13 protein-coding genes and 1 pseudogene are annotated in these 15,836 nt (G+C 54.4%); 4 read left to right on the top strand and 10 right to left on the bottom strand.

What is annotated here, in order from left to right:
- Positions 1-72 precede the first annotated feature (72 nt).
- Entirely contained in the window at positions 73-345 is a 273-nt protein-coding gene (locus tag AC2FI7_RS05345) for a hypothetical protein (protein WP_010437324.1), read from the top strand.
- A 10-nt stretch (positions 346-355) separates the two neighbouring features.
- On the opposite strand, the gene AC2FI7_RS05340 is transcribed toward AC2FI7_RS05345, so the two are convergent.
- The 3 genes and pseudogenes from AC2FI7_RS05340 to AC2FI7_RS05330 form a co-directional block, all read right to left on the bottom strand.
- Complete coding sequence (locus AC2FI7_RS05340) at positions 356-1,015, bottom strand: L,D-transpeptidase (protein WP_029621582.1); 660 nt, start codon at positions 1,013-1,015, stop codon at positions 356-358.
- A 202-nt stretch (positions 1,016-1,217) separates the two neighbouring features.
- A pseudogene (locus AC2FI7_RS05335) lies at positions 1,218-1,829 on the bottom strand (IS5 family transposase); the annotation flags it as partial.
- Positions 1,830-2,110: 281 nt separating this feature from the next.
- Positions 2,111-2,599 (bottom strand): MarR family winged helix-turn-helix transcriptional regulator, encoded by a 489-nt coding sequence (locus tag AC2FI7_RS05330; RefSeq protein ID WP_010437320.1) that lies wholly within the window; start codon positions 2,597-2,599, stop codon positions 2,111-2,113.
- Positions 2,600-2,702: 103 nt separating this feature from the next.
- On the opposite strand from AC2FI7_RS05330, the gene AC2FI7_RS05325 reads away from it, so the two are divergent.
- The 3 genes from AC2FI7_RS05325 to AC2FI7_RS05315 all read left to right on the top strand — a co-directional run bounded on the left by AC2FI7_RS05325 (position 2,703) and on the right by AC2FI7_RS05315 (position 5,007).
- Positions 2,703-3,071: an antibiotic biosynthesis monooxygenase family protein gene (locus tag AC2FI7_RS05325; RefSeq protein ID WP_010437318.1), complete on the top strand. Its 369-nt coding sequence runs from the start codon at positions 2,703-2,705 to the stop codon at positions 3,069-3,071.
- A 37-nt stretch (positions 3,072-3,108) separates the two neighbouring features.
- Positions 3,109-3,552 carry a hypothetical protein gene (locus tag AC2FI7_RS05320; protein ID WP_010437316.1) on the top strand — a complete coding sequence of 148 codons (444 nt, stop codon included), beginning with the start codon at positions 3,109-3,111 and terminating at the stop codon, positions 3,550-3,552.
- Positions 3,553-4,260: 708 nt separating this feature from the next.
- Positions 4,261-5,007 carry a hypothetical protein gene (locus tag AC2FI7_RS05315; protein ID WP_496815963.1) on the top strand — a complete coding sequence of 249 codons (747 nt, stop codon included), beginning with the start codon at positions 4,261-4,263 and terminating at the stop codon, positions 5,005-5,007.
- 348 nt (positions 5,008-5,355) lie between these two features.
- On the opposite strand, the gene AC2FI7_RS05310 is transcribed toward AC2FI7_RS05315, so the two are convergent.
- From AC2FI7_RS05310 to AC2FI7_RS05280, 7 genes are all read right to left on the bottom strand, one after another.
- Positions 5,356-6,327, bottom strand: a complete 972-nt coding sequence (locus AC2FI7_RS05310; RefSeq protein ID WP_496815961.1) for a hypothetical protein — start codon at positions 6,325-6,327, stop codon at positions 5,356-5,358.
- A 268-nt stretch (positions 6,328-6,595) separates the two neighbouring features.
- Positions 6,596-8,146 (bottom strand): hypothetical protein, encoded by a 1,551-nt coding sequence (locus AC2FI7_RS05305; RefSeq protein WP_496815960.1) that lies wholly within the window; start codon positions 8,144-8,146, stop codon positions 6,596-6,598.
- 178 nt (positions 8,147-8,324) lie between these two features.
- On the bottom strand, positions 8,325-9,782 hold the full coding sequence (locus AC2FI7_RS05300; protein WP_496815959.1) for a UvrD-helicase domain-containing protein: 1,458 nt from the start codon (positions 9,780-9,782) through the stop codon (positions 8,325-8,327).
- On the bottom strand, positions 9,775-11,529 hold the full coding sequence (locus AC2FI7_RS05295; protein ID WP_496815958.1) for an ATP-dependent nuclease: 1,755 nt from the start codon (positions 11,527-11,529) through the stop codon (positions 9,775-9,777). The genes AC2FI7_RS05300 and AC2FI7_RS05295 overlap by 8 nt, the downstream gene beginning before the upstream one ends.
- A gap of 1,087 nt (positions 11,530-12,616) precedes the next feature.
- Positions 12,617-14,122 carry an aldehyde dehydrogenase (NADP(+)) gene (locus AC2FI7_RS05290; protein ID WP_496815957.1) on the bottom strand — a complete coding sequence of 502 codons (1,506 nt, stop codon included), beginning with the start codon at positions 14,120-14,122 and terminating at the stop codon, positions 12,617-12,619.
- 1 nt (position 14,123) lies between these two features.
- Entirely contained in the window at positions 14,124-15,122 is a 999-nt protein-coding gene (locus AC2FI7_RS05285; RefSeq protein ID WP_496815956.1) for a 4-hydroxythreonine-4-phosphate dehydrogenase PdxA, read from the bottom strand.
- A 2-nt stretch (positions 15,123-15,124) separates the two neighbouring features.
- Entirely contained in the window at positions 15,125-15,835 is a 711-nt protein-coding gene (locus AC2FI7_RS05280; protein WP_496815955.1) for a GntR family transcriptional regulator, read from the bottom strand.
- Position 15,836: the final 1 nt, after the last annotated feature.

Below are 15,836 nucleotides of genomic sequence, written 5' to 3'. Positions count from 1 at the left end.
GAATTGATGTGATCACCCGTCGATGCGAGGGTATCAGGTACTACAAATGACAAACACAGTGGACTAAACACCATGTGCTTCAAGAAAGCTTTCCTAGCACTGGCCGCACTTATGCTCGTCGGCGCCTGCACCGAAACAACGTCGATATCTGCAGAAAGCGAGCCCGGAATACTTTCCCGAGTTCCTGACGCCGTTGCCCAGATCGCTGCTCCGGGCCAGGACCTGAACGCCGTTAAAATCATGCCTGAGGACGGTTGCTATTGGTATCGCTACGTGGGGCCGGTTGAAACAACCTACCTGCCACTCAGGACTATTGAAGGGCGCCCAATCTGTACGCGCGCCTGACAAGCGCCTATCAGCTGGTCGCGGTCAGAAGGCGCTCGGGAGGGTAGAGATGAGCCGTGAACCCTGGCCTGACACGATCATAAAGCCCGATGATATGTGGCATCGCCATCCTTACGCAGCCAGAACTTGCGCGACCTCCGATAGATCTTGGAAAAGGCGTTCCGTGAATTCGCAGGTATGTGTCGCGGCCACCTTCGAACAGATAAAACGCCCTTGATCCCAATGGGTTTGTCGGCCCACCGGGCACACCATCTGCGAATTGCGCATATTCATCAGGGTCGCGCTCAATCATTTCGGCAGTAGGAGTCCAACGCGGCCACTTGGCCTTTCGCTTGATTGTGTAGACACCGGGCTCGTAAAGATTGCCTCGGGCAATGGCTACGCCGTAGCGCATTGCCGTGCCACCGTCTTCGATGAAATATAGATATCGGGCTACTGCATCGACATGAATGTCACCCGGAACAAGCGCTCGGTTGGTTTGCACACGCTGAGGCAGGAAACGTGGGTGCAACCCCCAGGGATTGGATGTCGCGGGATCAAAATTTGGCGGCGTTACCCTGGCGTCCCATGCCGCCCATTGAGAAGAAGTAGATGCTGTTGTGCGTGTCGAAAACAACGGCTGAGACAGCATCGCCAAAGAAGTTGCCAGAAAGTGTCTTCTGTTCATCATAAATCCCATCAAACCTGGTTGCTTATGACCCATTGCCAAATATCGCAGGCCGCAAGATGTTAAGGTATCAAAAAAATTGTCTAATCATATATCTCTCGTGAACATTTCACCGACCGACTGGTGCTATATTTCAATGGTAAGTTTGAACGACTTTGTTGCACAAATTGGGGTTTGGTCGGACTTCCCCTTTCCCCGGACAGAATTATTCTACGGCCTCTGTGATGGTTATGCCGAGCGTGGTGTAGCGATTGAGAACGGCAACTCGGACTTGGATCTCTGCAACCTGACGGTCGAAGTCCCTCACCATGAGGCTCTGGCCCAATAGCTTCACACAATGCATCTTGGTCTCGACACGACTTCGGCGGTGGTATCCACTCCACCTTCGCCAAATGGCGCGGCCGAAGTATCTGGAGGCTTTGACGGCCTCATTCCGGGCGATAGCGCCTGAGCTTGTAGGCTTCCACGGTTTGGCGCTCTTGCGCGGAGGAATGACAGCATGAGCGCCGCGCGCTATCGCATCATGGCATTTTCGTGTGTCGTAGGCCCCATCTGCGGTCACTGACCCGATGTCCTAGTCGAGTGGGATTTGGTCGAGAAGCCCAGGCAGCATAGGCGCATCACCAACATTGCTGGTGGTGAACTCAACCGCCCGGACTTCCAGCGTCTCCTCGTCGATCCCTATGTGTATCTTGCTCCAGATGCGGTGTTTGGGGCCACCGTGCTTACGAGCGTTCCACTCACCTTCACCCTCAGCCTTGATGCCCGTACTGTCAATGAGGAGGTTCAATGGTCCTCCGCCGCCACGATATCCCAAGTCCAACGTGCTGTCCCCCAAAGTGCGGGCGTTCATGGACTTTCTGGTTGCAGAGATTGGCGCAAAGCCTGCTTGGGAAACATGAGCGCAATAGGATAATGCGCGCGCTCAGAAATCGTGACGCCAAGGTCGGGGAAATGGGCCGGGTCATGCAAATCTGACCCAAACGTCAAGCACTTCTGACCCAAAAGAAGCGAACCGACGAAAACTGTCGTTTATGCAAAGCGCGGCGAATGCTGACAGGGAGCCCAGAATGTCCGATGCTGCACTCTGTACGAGTGTCAGCTTTGGGTCGAACTCTGATCTTGCCGCGTTGAGGCTTCTTCAAGGCGTGTTTTGAGATGGTCAACAACATTTTGCGCTGACGCAATATCATCTGGCGACAGGCCTTCCGAGAGTTCGTTCACCCATGGGATTTGCTTCGTAATCGCTGCTTCGTATAGTTCCTGCCCCTTTCGTGTCATGACAACCAAGTGCGCCCGCTTGTGGTGTGGGTTCGGCTGAAACTCCACTATTCCTTCTTTGTTCAATTCATTGATGATCCGTTGTACGCCCTGCCGGTGAACGCCCATCGTCCGTGCATGCCAGGCAACGGATTCCGGCCGATCAGAATAGGCGATGGCACCAAGAATCTGCCATCGGGCACTTGTTAGACCGAGTTCTGATACGAGGCGATCACCGGCAAGCTGCAATCGACCGTTCAGCCGAAACACATCCAGTATCAAGGCTGTCACGGCTTCTCCTGCTTCGGTCCTTTGCTCGTTAGGCATATCGACTCCTCATTTCATTTGACAACGTGTTGTCATTGTGTTTGATGCTTCCTAAATATGACAACATGACACCAAAATGAAGCTACTTTCAAGGAGCACCGAAATGGTCAATTTTAAACCCCTCGACCCCGAGTTTCCCATTGAACGGCAATTGGGCATGGACGCTGGACCCGTCGTTCTCGTCAATCTCTTCACTGTCGATCCCGTTGACCAAGACGCCTTGATTGAAGCCTGGAAGAGCGATGCCCAATGGATGAAAAAGCAGCCGGGTTACATCAGCACTCAGCTGCATAAGGCAATTGGTGACGGCAGCATGTATCTGAACTACGCGGTCTGGGAGTCTGTTGCGGACTTCCGCGCCGCGTTTTCAAACCCCGAGTTTCAGCAGCAGCTCAGCCACTATCCCTCAAGCGCTGTGACAGCACCCCACCTGTTCGAAAAGATTGCGGTGCCGAATTGCTGCACGGCCTGACGTAATCCTTTCCAAAAGCCAATTTGAGTGAACCGCTATGAAAACAAAGATTCACGCCATCGCGGGCGGCATCGGCTTTGTGATGATCCTCCTCTTCTGGACATCAACGATCACCAGCGAACTCTTTGCGAGCCATGAAACAGTCGCAACCGTCAAGGCATTGATCCTGAAAGGCATGTTCATCCTCATCCCGGCAATGGCGATTGCTGGTGGATCGGGCATGGCAATGGGCCGGAAACGCAAAGATGCGCTTACGAAAGCCAAGAAAACCCGAATGCCTATCATTGCGTTGAATGGTTTGCTGATCCTGGTTCCCGCAGCCTGGTTTCTGGCTGGCAAAGCTGCTGCTGGCGATTTCGACGGCACCTTTTACAAGGTTCAGGTAATTGAGCTGATCGCTGGGGCGGCCAACCTCACGATGATGGGGCTGAACATTCGTGATGGCTTGCGAATGACCGGCAAAATTCGAAGGCCTCGCTGAAAGCTCGATTCTAGTCCAACCACTGACGAAATTGCCGACATTCGAGCAAACGCAGCGAACTAGTGCTATGTCCGCTGTGCGGACCTACAGCGCCCCCGGGGGCAACGACGGCTGTGCGGGACATAGCACCATTTCGCTGCACAAACGGTACTGGAGGTGTGCTCGCCCATCCGCGTTCGCCACTTGGCAGATCAGCAGGAACAGGCGCCTTCGGCGTCTGATCTGCAAATCAGCCCTGATTTTCCCAAAAGGAAGTCAGGATCATTGAAATCGGTCTGGGTGCTGGATGAAGGAAGTAAGGCGAAAGTGGCAAGGTTCTGTCGCTGATGGCAGAACTATGTGTCGCCTGACACAATTATGTCGGGCGACACATAGTTTTACCATTGCCACGCCGCTAAGCCATTGATTTTGAACCGGGTGGAGGCGGGCCGTTACACTGACTTTGCCATTCACGACTCAAAGGTTTTCCATTGCTGAACGCGGCCGTTCGTTCTCGGCGCAGCAAATACCAGAAGAGCCCTTACCGGTCATTGCTACAACGGTTCAGAGCTGCGGACGCATTAGGCAGGTCCAGCCCGAAGCGGACATTGCGGCCGAACCAGATGCTAAGCCAGTGAAGAACCAGGAGAGCAACCGAAGGTGGTTGCGGGAAGGGGCAAAGGGTTTAGATTACAGCGTTGATTCCAATAAAGATTGAGGGTTGTAGGTTTGTTGCTTTCCGACCGCGAAGTAATTGGGCAACATCTGAGTGAAGACACTGTCCGCGAATTGAAGGAAATGTTCGAGAGGGTATCAGCCCAACGTCTCGACAACATGCGTTTTGGTGAGCCCCCTACAGGCTTCAATGTATCTGACAAAATAAGAGCTTATGGGCAGGCCAATCTATGGCGATGCGTTCAATTGTGCAAAGATGCAGAAGTACTCAGACAAAGTGGTTGTGGTCTTTCTGCAATTATCCTTTGCCGATCTGTCTTTGAAACCGTTGCGGCATACTCTCATTTCGCGAGACAATTGCCGGATAAGATGAAGCCTATAACGAGCAAAAGCGATCTGCAGAGAATTGATGATTTTGTTCTTTCTAGGTCGTTCGCAACAAGGGAAGGTTCAGCAATAGAATTGGTAGCCACTGACGGTGTTGACGTGGAGTCTGTGAGCGTAATTACACAACTCAAAAAGCTCGAGAAACGCCATCCTGGCCTTTGGAAGAAGTACGAAGTCCTGTCTGAATACGCGCACCCAAACGGCTTTGGAACACTAAGCTGGTACGGAAGAACCAACAGTAGAGAAAAAACAGTTAAGTTTTCTGACGATTGGGATGATTGTGTGAGAGACGCTCTTGGCTGGAGCGTTGCGGCGATTGCGCTATTGGAAACCCTTGAGGCTGACATAGCCGGGGTGGAGGATCAACTTACTGAGCTGTCTTCTTTGGCCCACGTAATTTTGTCTCAACAATAAGGAGCGACCTTGCCCAAACGCTTCGAGCCCTTTCCGGCCATTGCTCCGGATTCACGTATTTGCAGGTGCGGCATGATGCTGCGGCCCCAACCGGACCTAGGACGCAGCATTGGATTCTGCGGTGCAGCTACCGCAAAGCGGTCGTTGATGAAGAAAGTGGCTCTAGTGGCACGCGGAATTAGCTCAGATTGTAATCTGGTCTTCAGCGGTTTAAACTGATGATAGGTGGTAGGGTGAAAAGCAGTGCAATTTTGCCCAGTGCGAAAACAATCTCGCACCTGTCGTGCAGGTGCTGTAGTGGCTATGGCCGACAAAGTGGCAGCACGAGCACTGACACCCTCCACCGTTTCATCCAGCTTTAAAATAGGCCGACTTTAGAACGACGCGGCGCTTAACCAGCTGTGATATCATCGCTATATCCGCCCAGTTCTTTGGGTAACGGATTTCCTCAACAACCTTAATGTATGAAGTAACTGGTTCGGTTTGATGGGTGTCGCGGCGGAATGCAGACGTTTTCTCATACTTCAGCAAATACTCGCATGTGCGATATTCGAACATGCTGTCGATGTGGTAGGTCGTTGAGGTTACCATGTTGCTTGATGGCCGTTGTTTCAACAGTACGTTCAAGAAGGGCACTATATCCACACTGGAGGCCTTGTACTTTGTTGAACGGCTACGTCGAAACATGTGCCGCCAGCCAAATCTAGTGAACTGAACCTCTCCAAGCAGGGGGCTTTCCACCGAATTGATTGCTTTGTAAATCTTGTGCGCTCTTCTCCTGCCATTTTGAAAACCTTTGTCGGAAGATGAAAGAGTTACTCCATTGCCACCGAAGCCACCCACGACATGCCTCGAAGTGCATCTTGCCAAATCAAACATCATAGCCGGAGTGACGCGGTGATGTGATCCGTAAACTTGGGTGGATGAGTTCGAAGTAGGGTGAACGTACGCCCAAAATACCTGACTTGTTTCTCGGTTAACCCAGATCAGACAAATTGCGTGGCTCGTCCTTTTTGCGCTCTTCTTGGCGCTTGCTTTGAGTTTGAATCCACCAGATGTCAGTTGTGCTCCGTAGCTTTCTCCAGATTTAACTTGTGACAAGACCATTATTCTCTCACCGGCATTCCAAGGGTGAGTGAGCGAGAAAAGTAGATCAATTTTGGCGTTGTCGTCTTCTCGCGACCCCCACTGACCTTCTCCTCTGCACGCCGCAAGGACACGAACTAGTGCAAACGACTCGGCGTCACTACCGTTTATTGCATTGTGCGGGCGGTCTTCTAATGATTCATTTTTTGGAACTGAAGTTAAAAGTTGCGACACCTACATCGTCCTTAAACTATGGATTCGAGCGCTCAATTATACTTCTTATCAGACGCATGACCCGAATACGTTCGCAACTAGATTCGCTTCCAATCTAGCCGCGCTGCAAAACGACCTTCTAAAAACTGCCAGCCAGAACTATAAAACACGCGGCCCAAACTGGCCATTCACCTGATACTCCAAACGCTGCAGGGCGGCCTTTCATTCCGGACATTCGCTACAAGCGTGAAAACTGGTGCAAGATGACCTCACACAATCCGAAAGAGTGTCACATTCCTTCTTCGAAGACCGAACCGAAATCCTCCAAGGCTTCAAACTTACGTTCTGCTTTGGTGATCGGGTGTTTGGCGTAGTGCTCGTCAAAAACTTTCCCCAGACCTTTGGCATTCACCTTTGTGATAAGCGAGCGGACATCTGGTCCCGTCACCAGTTTGACACTGTAGCGCTTGGTTTCATTGGAAACAGTTTCAGCAAGTTGTAGTGCCTCCTTAGTAATTCCGCCGGAGGTCCAAAACTCAAAGCTGAACACGCGGTTTTGCAACGTCTCTTGCGCACGAAAATGCTTGTTTAGGCGACGCGCCTTGGTTCGAATCCAAGCCTCTAGCTCTTCCTCATCCACCTTATGCGTTGGCGCGTAGCCTTTGCACTCAATGAGCCGGACGGTTTCTGCCGAAACACAGAACACATCGACTTCGTATCGCTCATCAGTGTTGATGAAGACCTTTTTCCCAATATCGATTGAACCGCCGCCTTGCAGTGTTGCGATATGTCCAACGATCAATTCGAACAGCGCACCGCGCAGATTGCCCGCAGCTCCTTCGATATGCCCCAACTGACTGAATAGGGTTTCGATGACTTCTGGGTTCTTGGCAGCAATTGCACTGGCGTGACGAAGGGTTTCCAACAAGCCCGCCAAACCTCTCGCGACATCTCGGCCAAAGAGAGCCGATGGTTTTGTTGCGATGATACCGTTGGAGCGCAGTTCGTGAAATGCATCGGGGTGGAAGCCGTCAGCGATAATTACTGGGAGGAACGGCGGCAATCGTCGCATAGCACGGGAGCTTTCGCACTTGCGCAAAAAGGCCTGGGCGGTCGCTTTGTTCAGTTCGCCTAAATAGACATCCGCCACGAGGAAGCCCGGTTTCGGTTTACCGTCGGCGTAGCGCACCATGGGTGTCAGGTAGCTGGGCGCAACTAGGTCAAAAGCGTGGGTCCCAAACTGTGGGAGCGCTTGGCCGCGCTCTCGTATGGCAACTTTGTTGTAGCTCACCATTCCGAGCTTGCGTGCCCAGTCGGCAACCGTGTCCAAGAGGACACGTTGAACAGTAAGCTGCGCGGCATAACTGTCCAAGTCCACTGGAAAACCCGAATGGTGGTGAAAGGCTACAACAGCTGTATCGCCGACATTGAACTCCGTTAGAAACCCTATGCCTTTGAGGCGGGCTAGGACTGCATCGCTGCCTGTCTTCTTTTTCTGCTTCAGCGGCGCACCAGAGATGATTGGGAAGAAATCTCTTGGAACGATCCCGCCCTTCGCAATCATACCGGCTATTGCTGGCCCGTAGGTTGGGCTGCCTCCAGTCAGGGCATCATAAAGCCCGTCCCAATACCGATAGGTGCCGAAGTGCGCCTCGTGAAAGTAGAAACGAGCGTTCTTTGGAAAGCTCAGTCCCGACAGTGTCTTAACCGAAGTGGGTCTGCGCCTTAGCCTTTGACGAGCGGTATCGGGTGAGAGCCCCGTTTTCTCAAGGTGGCGAAGGATATCCGAAGTGAGCTTCGGGCCATTCTTTAGAAGGTACGTTGATATGTCATTGGCCATTACATAAACATAGTGTCACACTGCGCAATTTATAAGAGAACTACCTTCATGGGCTACATTCTTTTTTGCAGCTTCGCTCCCCAATGATTTCAAAGACTTATTAGACCTTCTCGTTGGCACCTGTCACGCACCCTGTCACGCGCAATCTCGGAAGACACGAGAATGATTGGCCTAAACATCATTTATCTCCCCATGAAACTTGGGATTGAGATGACAACACAGTCACTGACTTCGTCGCACGCGTGAGAGCTACATACCAATCCTCCTGGGTCATCCCATCGTACTCAACGATTACGACATGCTCGAATTCCAAGCCTTTCAACAAAAGTGTACTGCCGACACTCCTTCGGGCGACATGACGGCCTAAGTGCCGGGATTTGGCTTCAATGTCCCCCGCCGCTTCAGAAAGCAGTGCGCCTGTCGCTCTTGATGTTCGAAGCGCTGCAATCATCATGCGAAGAAGCTCTCGGCGATAAGGGAAAACGTCATCTCGATTCAATATCTCCTCAACAAGCACCAGCACGTGCAGCAACCCGTCTGGCTTTGTAACTCGATCTCCGATGTCGATGAGATCGCCGAATTTCTTTCGCCCGGCCTTTCCACCCATTTGGTGAGACTCAACAGCTTTTGCGAAGTCAGCCCTAAGCCCAACGACGCATAGCTTCACGAAATCTAGTACTGCGGTCAGCCTTTGTTCGCTGGTTGCCTTCTCAATCGAAACTGCGTGTTTCCTGAGCGGCTTACACGAAACAGGCTCGACTACAGCAAAACCCTGCTTAGCCATTCTTTCAGCGATTTTGGCTCGCGACGCCTCGGATGCGGATTGTGCCACGACCACCAAGGTGCCTTCGAGATCTATTGTATCGAGGCAAACATTTGTAACCTTTTGCGACTTTGGACCAGGCAAATCAGGCAACCAATGCCGTTGAATCCCTTTGCCGTCGACACTGAAGTCCATCGGCTCCCCAGCTTCAAGCTGTGTCCTCAAATCAACCAGTCTGTCGCCAAGCTCGGCATTCGCATTGCCATTCCTCCACCGCCACGGTTTCGTTAGCTTCGCAACGTTTGGAAAGTCCTTTTCAACCACTTCGTACCAATCAACTACACCGTCGAATTCAAAGATTGATTGTAGGGGGTCCCCAAAGACACACACGGGGACAAGCCGGTTTAGCCCCGTGACTAGCACATGCTGGCTTTTGCTGCAGTCCTGATACTCGTCAACAAAAACGCAATGATAAGTGGCAATGATCACGTCATCGATACTTTGAGAATTGACGAGTTTTTCTGCAGCAGGATACACCGCTGACCAATCCCCGTTATTTTGTGGATTGGTGTTTTTGATCCCAGAGGTCTTTGGGTAGCCTTTCGCAAATCGCAGGGTCCAGCTCGCTATGGTATCGAGCCGGTAAGCGGAAGCGGGCACATCTAGCCTGCGTAACCGCTTCTGCAATACGTCTACGCCAGCGAATGTGTGTGTCAGGATGAGGCAGCGTTTCGAAACCGCTGGATCATCGCTAACAGCTTTCACTGTCCGAACGATTTGCTCAGTCTTTCCGCAGCCAGCGGCTGCGATGACACTGCCGGATTTAGTCGCGCGAATGATGGCCGTGATTTCCTCCTGGGAAAGTTCAGGCATCGACCCACTGCCTCACTTCATTTATCGTTTTGGCAATTGGAGTCCCCGGAATGTCTTGGAGACAACCGAAGACAATCTTCCCCAATTGCTCTCCGCGCGTCATGTCTTTGAACCATGATCGGTCTTCTTTGATCCCTGGCTTTTTTTCGACTTTAAGAGTCGCGGCTGAGGCCAACCACTTACGATTAGCCTCAGAGTCGGCGAGTGTATCTAAGGTAGCACGATCAATGTCCGCTGATCCCGCGTCAGCCAAGCAAAGATTGTTCAGCACTCTGCCTTCGCCAACAACCTCGAGAGCATAATCGACTATTTCCCGCACTGTAACCCATGGAACATCTAGAAAAATTCTGCGTTCGATATCGCAGTCGTCATCCCATTCAGCTATTTGCCCTCCAGCTTCCTTAAATTCTTGTTTTTTCACTGCGGAAACATCAACATCCGTATCAAGCAACGCAAAGCAGCCGTAGCCTAGTTTCTGCATATGCGAACCAAACTTCACGGCATTGTCGTTTCCCGCTCCATCAATCGCAACGACACCTTGATAGGCGAAGGACTCGTTGCCGTTGGCGCACCATAGGTCATCAAGACCGCGCCAAAAGCCAACTTCAGTTCGCCCTTCACCGATTAACAAGCGTGGAGCCAAAAACGCATGAGGACTGGATCGAACATGTCGTTGTGCTGTTCCCGTTTGTCCCTCAGTTGGCTGGGCGCATTTTACGGCGACAATTCCTGCGCTGTTGCGAACGCAAAACAGTTCTGCGACATCCAATTCACAAACAACGACCGGTGAATGGGTCGTCAGGAAGGTTTGGTGTACGACAGGCGGAGCATCGCCTTCCTGAGGAAATCCAGATCGAAGAAAACGTAACAGCCGGATGATACGATGAGGTTCCAACCCTAGTTCGAGCTCATCCACCAGCGTGATATTTTGCTTCGGGCCTGAATTTTGAACTCCCGCCACCATTAAGCGTGATGAACCGCTACCGAGGGTTCTCAACGGCAGATTGCCATCATGCAAAGAAACTGCGCCGGAAGCCAGCATACCTGAATGGATATCCAGTTGAGCTTCATAATCTTGGGCCTTGGGCACCAGGAAGTTCGCGCCAACCTTCTCTGTCAGTTTAACAACATCATCAAACGACGCACGATCTCCGGCGGCAAATGATGCCTTGGCCTGTCTAACTGAACTGGCAAGCAATTGAGACGCATTCGGCCCTTTCTCAAGCCTGCCGAGTACGGAATTTCGACCCCATGTAAGGTGACGGTCCGCGTATTCTCCAAGTCGGTTAGGTGCGATAGACTTCGCGTCCTTAAAGCCAAATCGAGGCGGCTCACCTTCAAGGCGCTCGTTGAAGATCTCCCATCTCCATTCAAGGGTTTCCGGATCAAGCAACGCTTTTAACGTCAATGCTGTTTGGTCGCCGTCTGCCTTTTCATCGTTTACTTTTTTGTCTGCCTCGTTCCAGCCGCGCAAGTAGAGCCCATATTTTTGCTCCGTAATCAACTCATCCGGAAGATCGACAAGCGTCAAACAAATCTCGGGTTTACTGGTCGGGTCACAACCAAACAGATCTGGATCGCTTCCAGCGAAACCAAATCGTGGGCTTAGTCCGAGCTCGATAGCGTCTAAGATCGTCGTTTTGCAGGAGTCACCCGGACCGATCAAACAGTTCACAGATGCTGAGGGCGACCACTCAAGCGACTTGATTCCTCGAAATTCTGAAATCGAAATGTGCGCAATGTGCATTTGTAAGAAACCTGTTTACCACAAAATCAGAGAATAGCTCGTAAAGTGGAGGTTAGATTGGAAACGCGGCTATGAGCAACCTTAAGGTGAAATAGGTTTCGAAAGACCAGCGTCCGCTCCCAGACATATGGTGGGATTTCTATGCATGTGCAGCGAAGGTCCGGTTTCCGACCTCTCAGCAGATACTTTCGCACTCATAGCATGAATTTGGCGACCGCAGCGAACGACCGCTTAGTGGCCATCTTTTATCTTACCTAACAGTTTGCTGGCGCGGCTTATGTAGGGAAGGTCCCGCTTGGTGTGATTTCGTCTAACTGAGATTGAACGTCTGCAAGTGGTGGCGGGGCGTATCGCCCCGCCGCTTCTGTTCGTGGGCCAGCGGGATTTGGACGAGCCAAACGCCCCTGGCCGTCAGGGGGAAAGCGCTGCCTTCCCCCTCGGGCAACCCTATTAGACAGGGCCGTGTCCTCAGCTGCGCCTGCGGGCCGCACCACCCCTGTCGAATAGCATTGCCTCGCCCCCTTCCGCGTTCGCCACGTGGCAGATCAGCAGGAACAGGCGCCTTCGGCGTCTGATCTGCAAATCAGCCCTGATTTTTCCGAAAGGAAGTCAGGATCAACGAAATCGGTTTGGGTGATGGATGGAAGATGTGAGGCCAAGAAAAGGAAAGGTTCTGTCGCTGGTGGCAGAACTATGTGTCGCCTCACAAATTACCAAGTGGCGGACCGAGGAGCAACTATATATTTTTCGTAACTATCTGTTAAATTTTAGTTAAAATAATAAGTATAGGTCTCATACCACTAAATATACCACACTGAGCATAGGATCTGGCTTTTCAAAGCCTCAGGCTCGAGTATGACAGAACGAACGGTAAGACGTAATGTAACAGACGCTCGCCCTAAGTGCAGCAAACGACTGCTTCGAGCCCAAAATTGACTGCTGCTGCGCGAAGCTCCAATGACAGCAATGCGCAGAAAACGGTCTTTGCAAAGTCCCACGAGTCGCCCAAAGCCGCCATCTAATCCCGCAGGATACAGTGGCAGATTTGGGAGATCGGTGTCAAACTGAGCGCCCGGACCACGCCGGATCAGGCGGTAGGCAGCAAGGCGTCGGCCATATTCTGGTAGCAGACGGGGCGCAGGAAGCGTCTGATCGACAGAGTCCCGACCGAGGTGGCGCCGAAATTGGTGGAGGCTGGGTAGGGGCCGCCGTGAACCATGGTATCGGAGACCTCGACCCCGGTAGGGAAGCCGTTGGCGAGGATGCGTCCCGCCTTGCGTTCGAGGATCGGCACTAGCGATTGTGCCGCCTTAAGGTCGGCGTCGTCCATGTGCAGCGTGCAGGTGAGTTGGCCCTCAAGGGCAGTCGCAACGGCACGCATCTGGTCGAGGTCGTCGGCCTCGACGATCAGGCCGAGGGGGCCGAACACTTCCTCGCTCAGCGCCTCATCCGCCAGCCAGTCGGCAGCGGAGACCCGGTAGAGAAAAGGCTTGGCGTCGCGCTGGTCGCACATAGTGGTCAGCACCTCGCGCACGCCGGTGCCTTTGGACACACGGGCCTGCCCGTCGCGATAGGCCGCCGCGATACCGTCGGTCAGCATGGTCTGGGCGCCAGTCTCTTTCAGCGCGGCGCTGGCGCTGTCGGCGAGCGTCTCGGCCTGCTCTTTCAGCACCACGGCAATGCCGGGATTGGTGCAGAACTGCCCCGCGCCCATGGTCAGAGATCCGGCCCAGCCGGTGCCGATCTCACCCCCCCGCGCCTCCATGGCGGCGGGCAGCAGGAACATCGGGTTGACCGAGCCCAGCTCGCCAAAAAACGGGATCGGTTCGGGGCGCTGCGCGCAGAGGTCGAACAGCGCCCGGCCTCCGGTGAGGCTACCGGTGAATCCGACCGCCTTGATCAGTGGATGCTGCACTAGGCGGGTGCCCACATCGCGCTTGCCGCCCTGCACAAGGGAGAACACGCCGGGATGCGCGCCACATTTGGCGATAGCGGCATGGATTGCCTCGGCGATGATCTCGCCGGTGCCGGGATGGGCGGAGTGGCCCTTGACCACCACCGGGCAGCCTGCGGCCAGCGCGGCGGCGGTGTCGCCGCCGGCTGTGGAGAAGGCCAGCGGGAAGTTGGAGGCACCGAACACCGCGACCGGGCCGATGGGGCGCTGGATCATCTTCAGGTCCGGGCGTGGCAGGGGCGCGCGATCCGGCAAGGCTTCGTCATGGCGCTGATCGAGATAGTCGCCAGCGAGGATATGCGAGGCGAAGAGGCGCAGTTGCCCGGTGGTGCGGCCGCGCTCGCCCTGCAGGCGCGCCTCGGGCAGGCCGGTTTCCTGGGTGCCAATCTCGGTGATCGCCTCAGCGCGGGCTTCGATCTCGTCGGCAATGGTGTGGAGAAAGGCAGCGCGGTCCTCGCGGGTGGAATAACCAAAGGACCAGAACGCCTCTTCGGCGGCCTCGACGGCGGCATCCACATGGCCCGGCGTGCCGACCGAGAAGTCATGCGCGGGTCCGTGGGCGGGATCAGAGGTGAAGGTGACATCTCCGGCGACCCAGTTCCCGGCAATCAGGTGTTTTCCGTGTGGTGTGAATGTCATCTTACTTGTCCCAGTGTGTAACCATGTTGCACGCAATGTCGAAAGCGGCACGTGTGGCGCCAACATCAGCGCGGCCCTGTCCGGCGATGTCAAAGGCGGTGCCGTGTGCGGGGGTGGAGACCGGGATCGGCAAGCCGCCCTGCACGGTGACGCCGCGATCAAAGCCCAGCAGTTTGAGGGCGATCTGGCCCTGGTCGTGATACATGGTGACCACCGCGTCGATTTCCTTGGCCACCGCCTTGAGGAACACGGTGTCAGAGGGCCACGGGCCATCGACGGCCATCTGGCTCTGGGCAAGTTTGCGCACAGTCGGTTCGAGAATGTCGATCTCTTCGGTGCCGAAATTGCCGCCATCGCCTGCATGCGGGTTGATCGCGGCCACCGAAATCCGGGGGTGTTCAAGGCCCGAGCGGCGCAGGGTGTTGTGGATCAGGTGTACCGCTTCGGCCACGCGCTCTTCGGAGATCGTGTCGGCCACGTCGCGTAGCGGGATATGGCTGGTGACGCGGCTGGTCCACATGCCGTCCAGCGTGTTGAGCTCCGATATGTAGTTGGTCACGCCCAGCTTTTCGGCCATGTAATGCAACTCGTCATCATACCCCAGACCGGCCAGATGCATGGACGCCTTGTTGAACGGGCCAAAGACGATCGCATCGATCACACCGGTTTGCGCGAACTCGAGCGCCTGATCCAGCGTGCGAAGAACCGATGCGCCCCCGGCCTCGGTCACTTCGGCGACCTGCACCTTGTCCGCCGAAATCGTGTCCATGGCGTGAAAGGCAAACGCTTCGACCTCGGTCCAGTCCGATGTTTCGGCATCAACTGCAGTCATGTCGAAGTCCTGCCCGGCCACGGCCTGTCCGGCTTGGAACACATGCGCATCGCCGATCAGAAGGATATCTGCGGCTTCGGCCACGCCTTCGTCAGCCAGCAGACGCGCAATCAGTTCCGGCCCGATGCCGCTGGGATCACCGGGGATAATGCCTATTTTGGGTTTCATGTTCAGTCCTCTGGGGCTTCTTCGTTGTCCTGTGAGCGGATACGGGCGATATTCTCGATCGTGCTTTTCAGATGGTCTCGCAATGCACGGCGCGTGGCCTTGGCGTCGCGTTTTTGCAGGGCGTCGGTGATTTCTGCATGTTGAGACAGGGTGTTGTCGCGCCGGTCCACCTGTTGTGACGACAGGAACCGGGCACGCCAGAGGCGGGCGTTGTATTGCCGGTGGGTTTCGATCAGCGGCTCGTTCCGGCTGGCCTCGACAATGGCGGCGTGGAACTGCATGTCGAGGCGAAAAAAGTCCAGGGGTTTGAGCGTGTCTGACCCTTCAGCCATCCGTGCGGCCAGCCGTACGATATCAACAATTTCGGCCATGGTGGCCTCGCGGCAGGCGGTTTCGCCTGCCAGCGCCTCAAGCGCGCCAAGAACCGAGATATACTGTGTCAGTTCGTGCAGCGACGGATCGGCCACACGCGGGCGGCGGGTGGCGGAATATTCCACCAGCCCTTCGATTTCGAGCAGGCGCAGCGCCTCGCGCAAGGGCGTGCGTGACACACCCAACGCCTCGGCTAGATCACGCTCGGGAATCGCGGTACCCGGCGCCAGTTTTCCAAGCAGAATGAACTCACGCAGATTGTCCGCAGCTTCCTCGGCAAGGGTCCGGCGTGGGCGCACCCCGCCTTCCTGTTTCAATGTATCCAGCCAGGCGTCGCTCAAT

Source organism: Ruegeria sp. YTSA064 (assembly GCF_059610325.1).
This window is presented reverse-complemented; position numbering and strand designations above follow the sequence as displayed.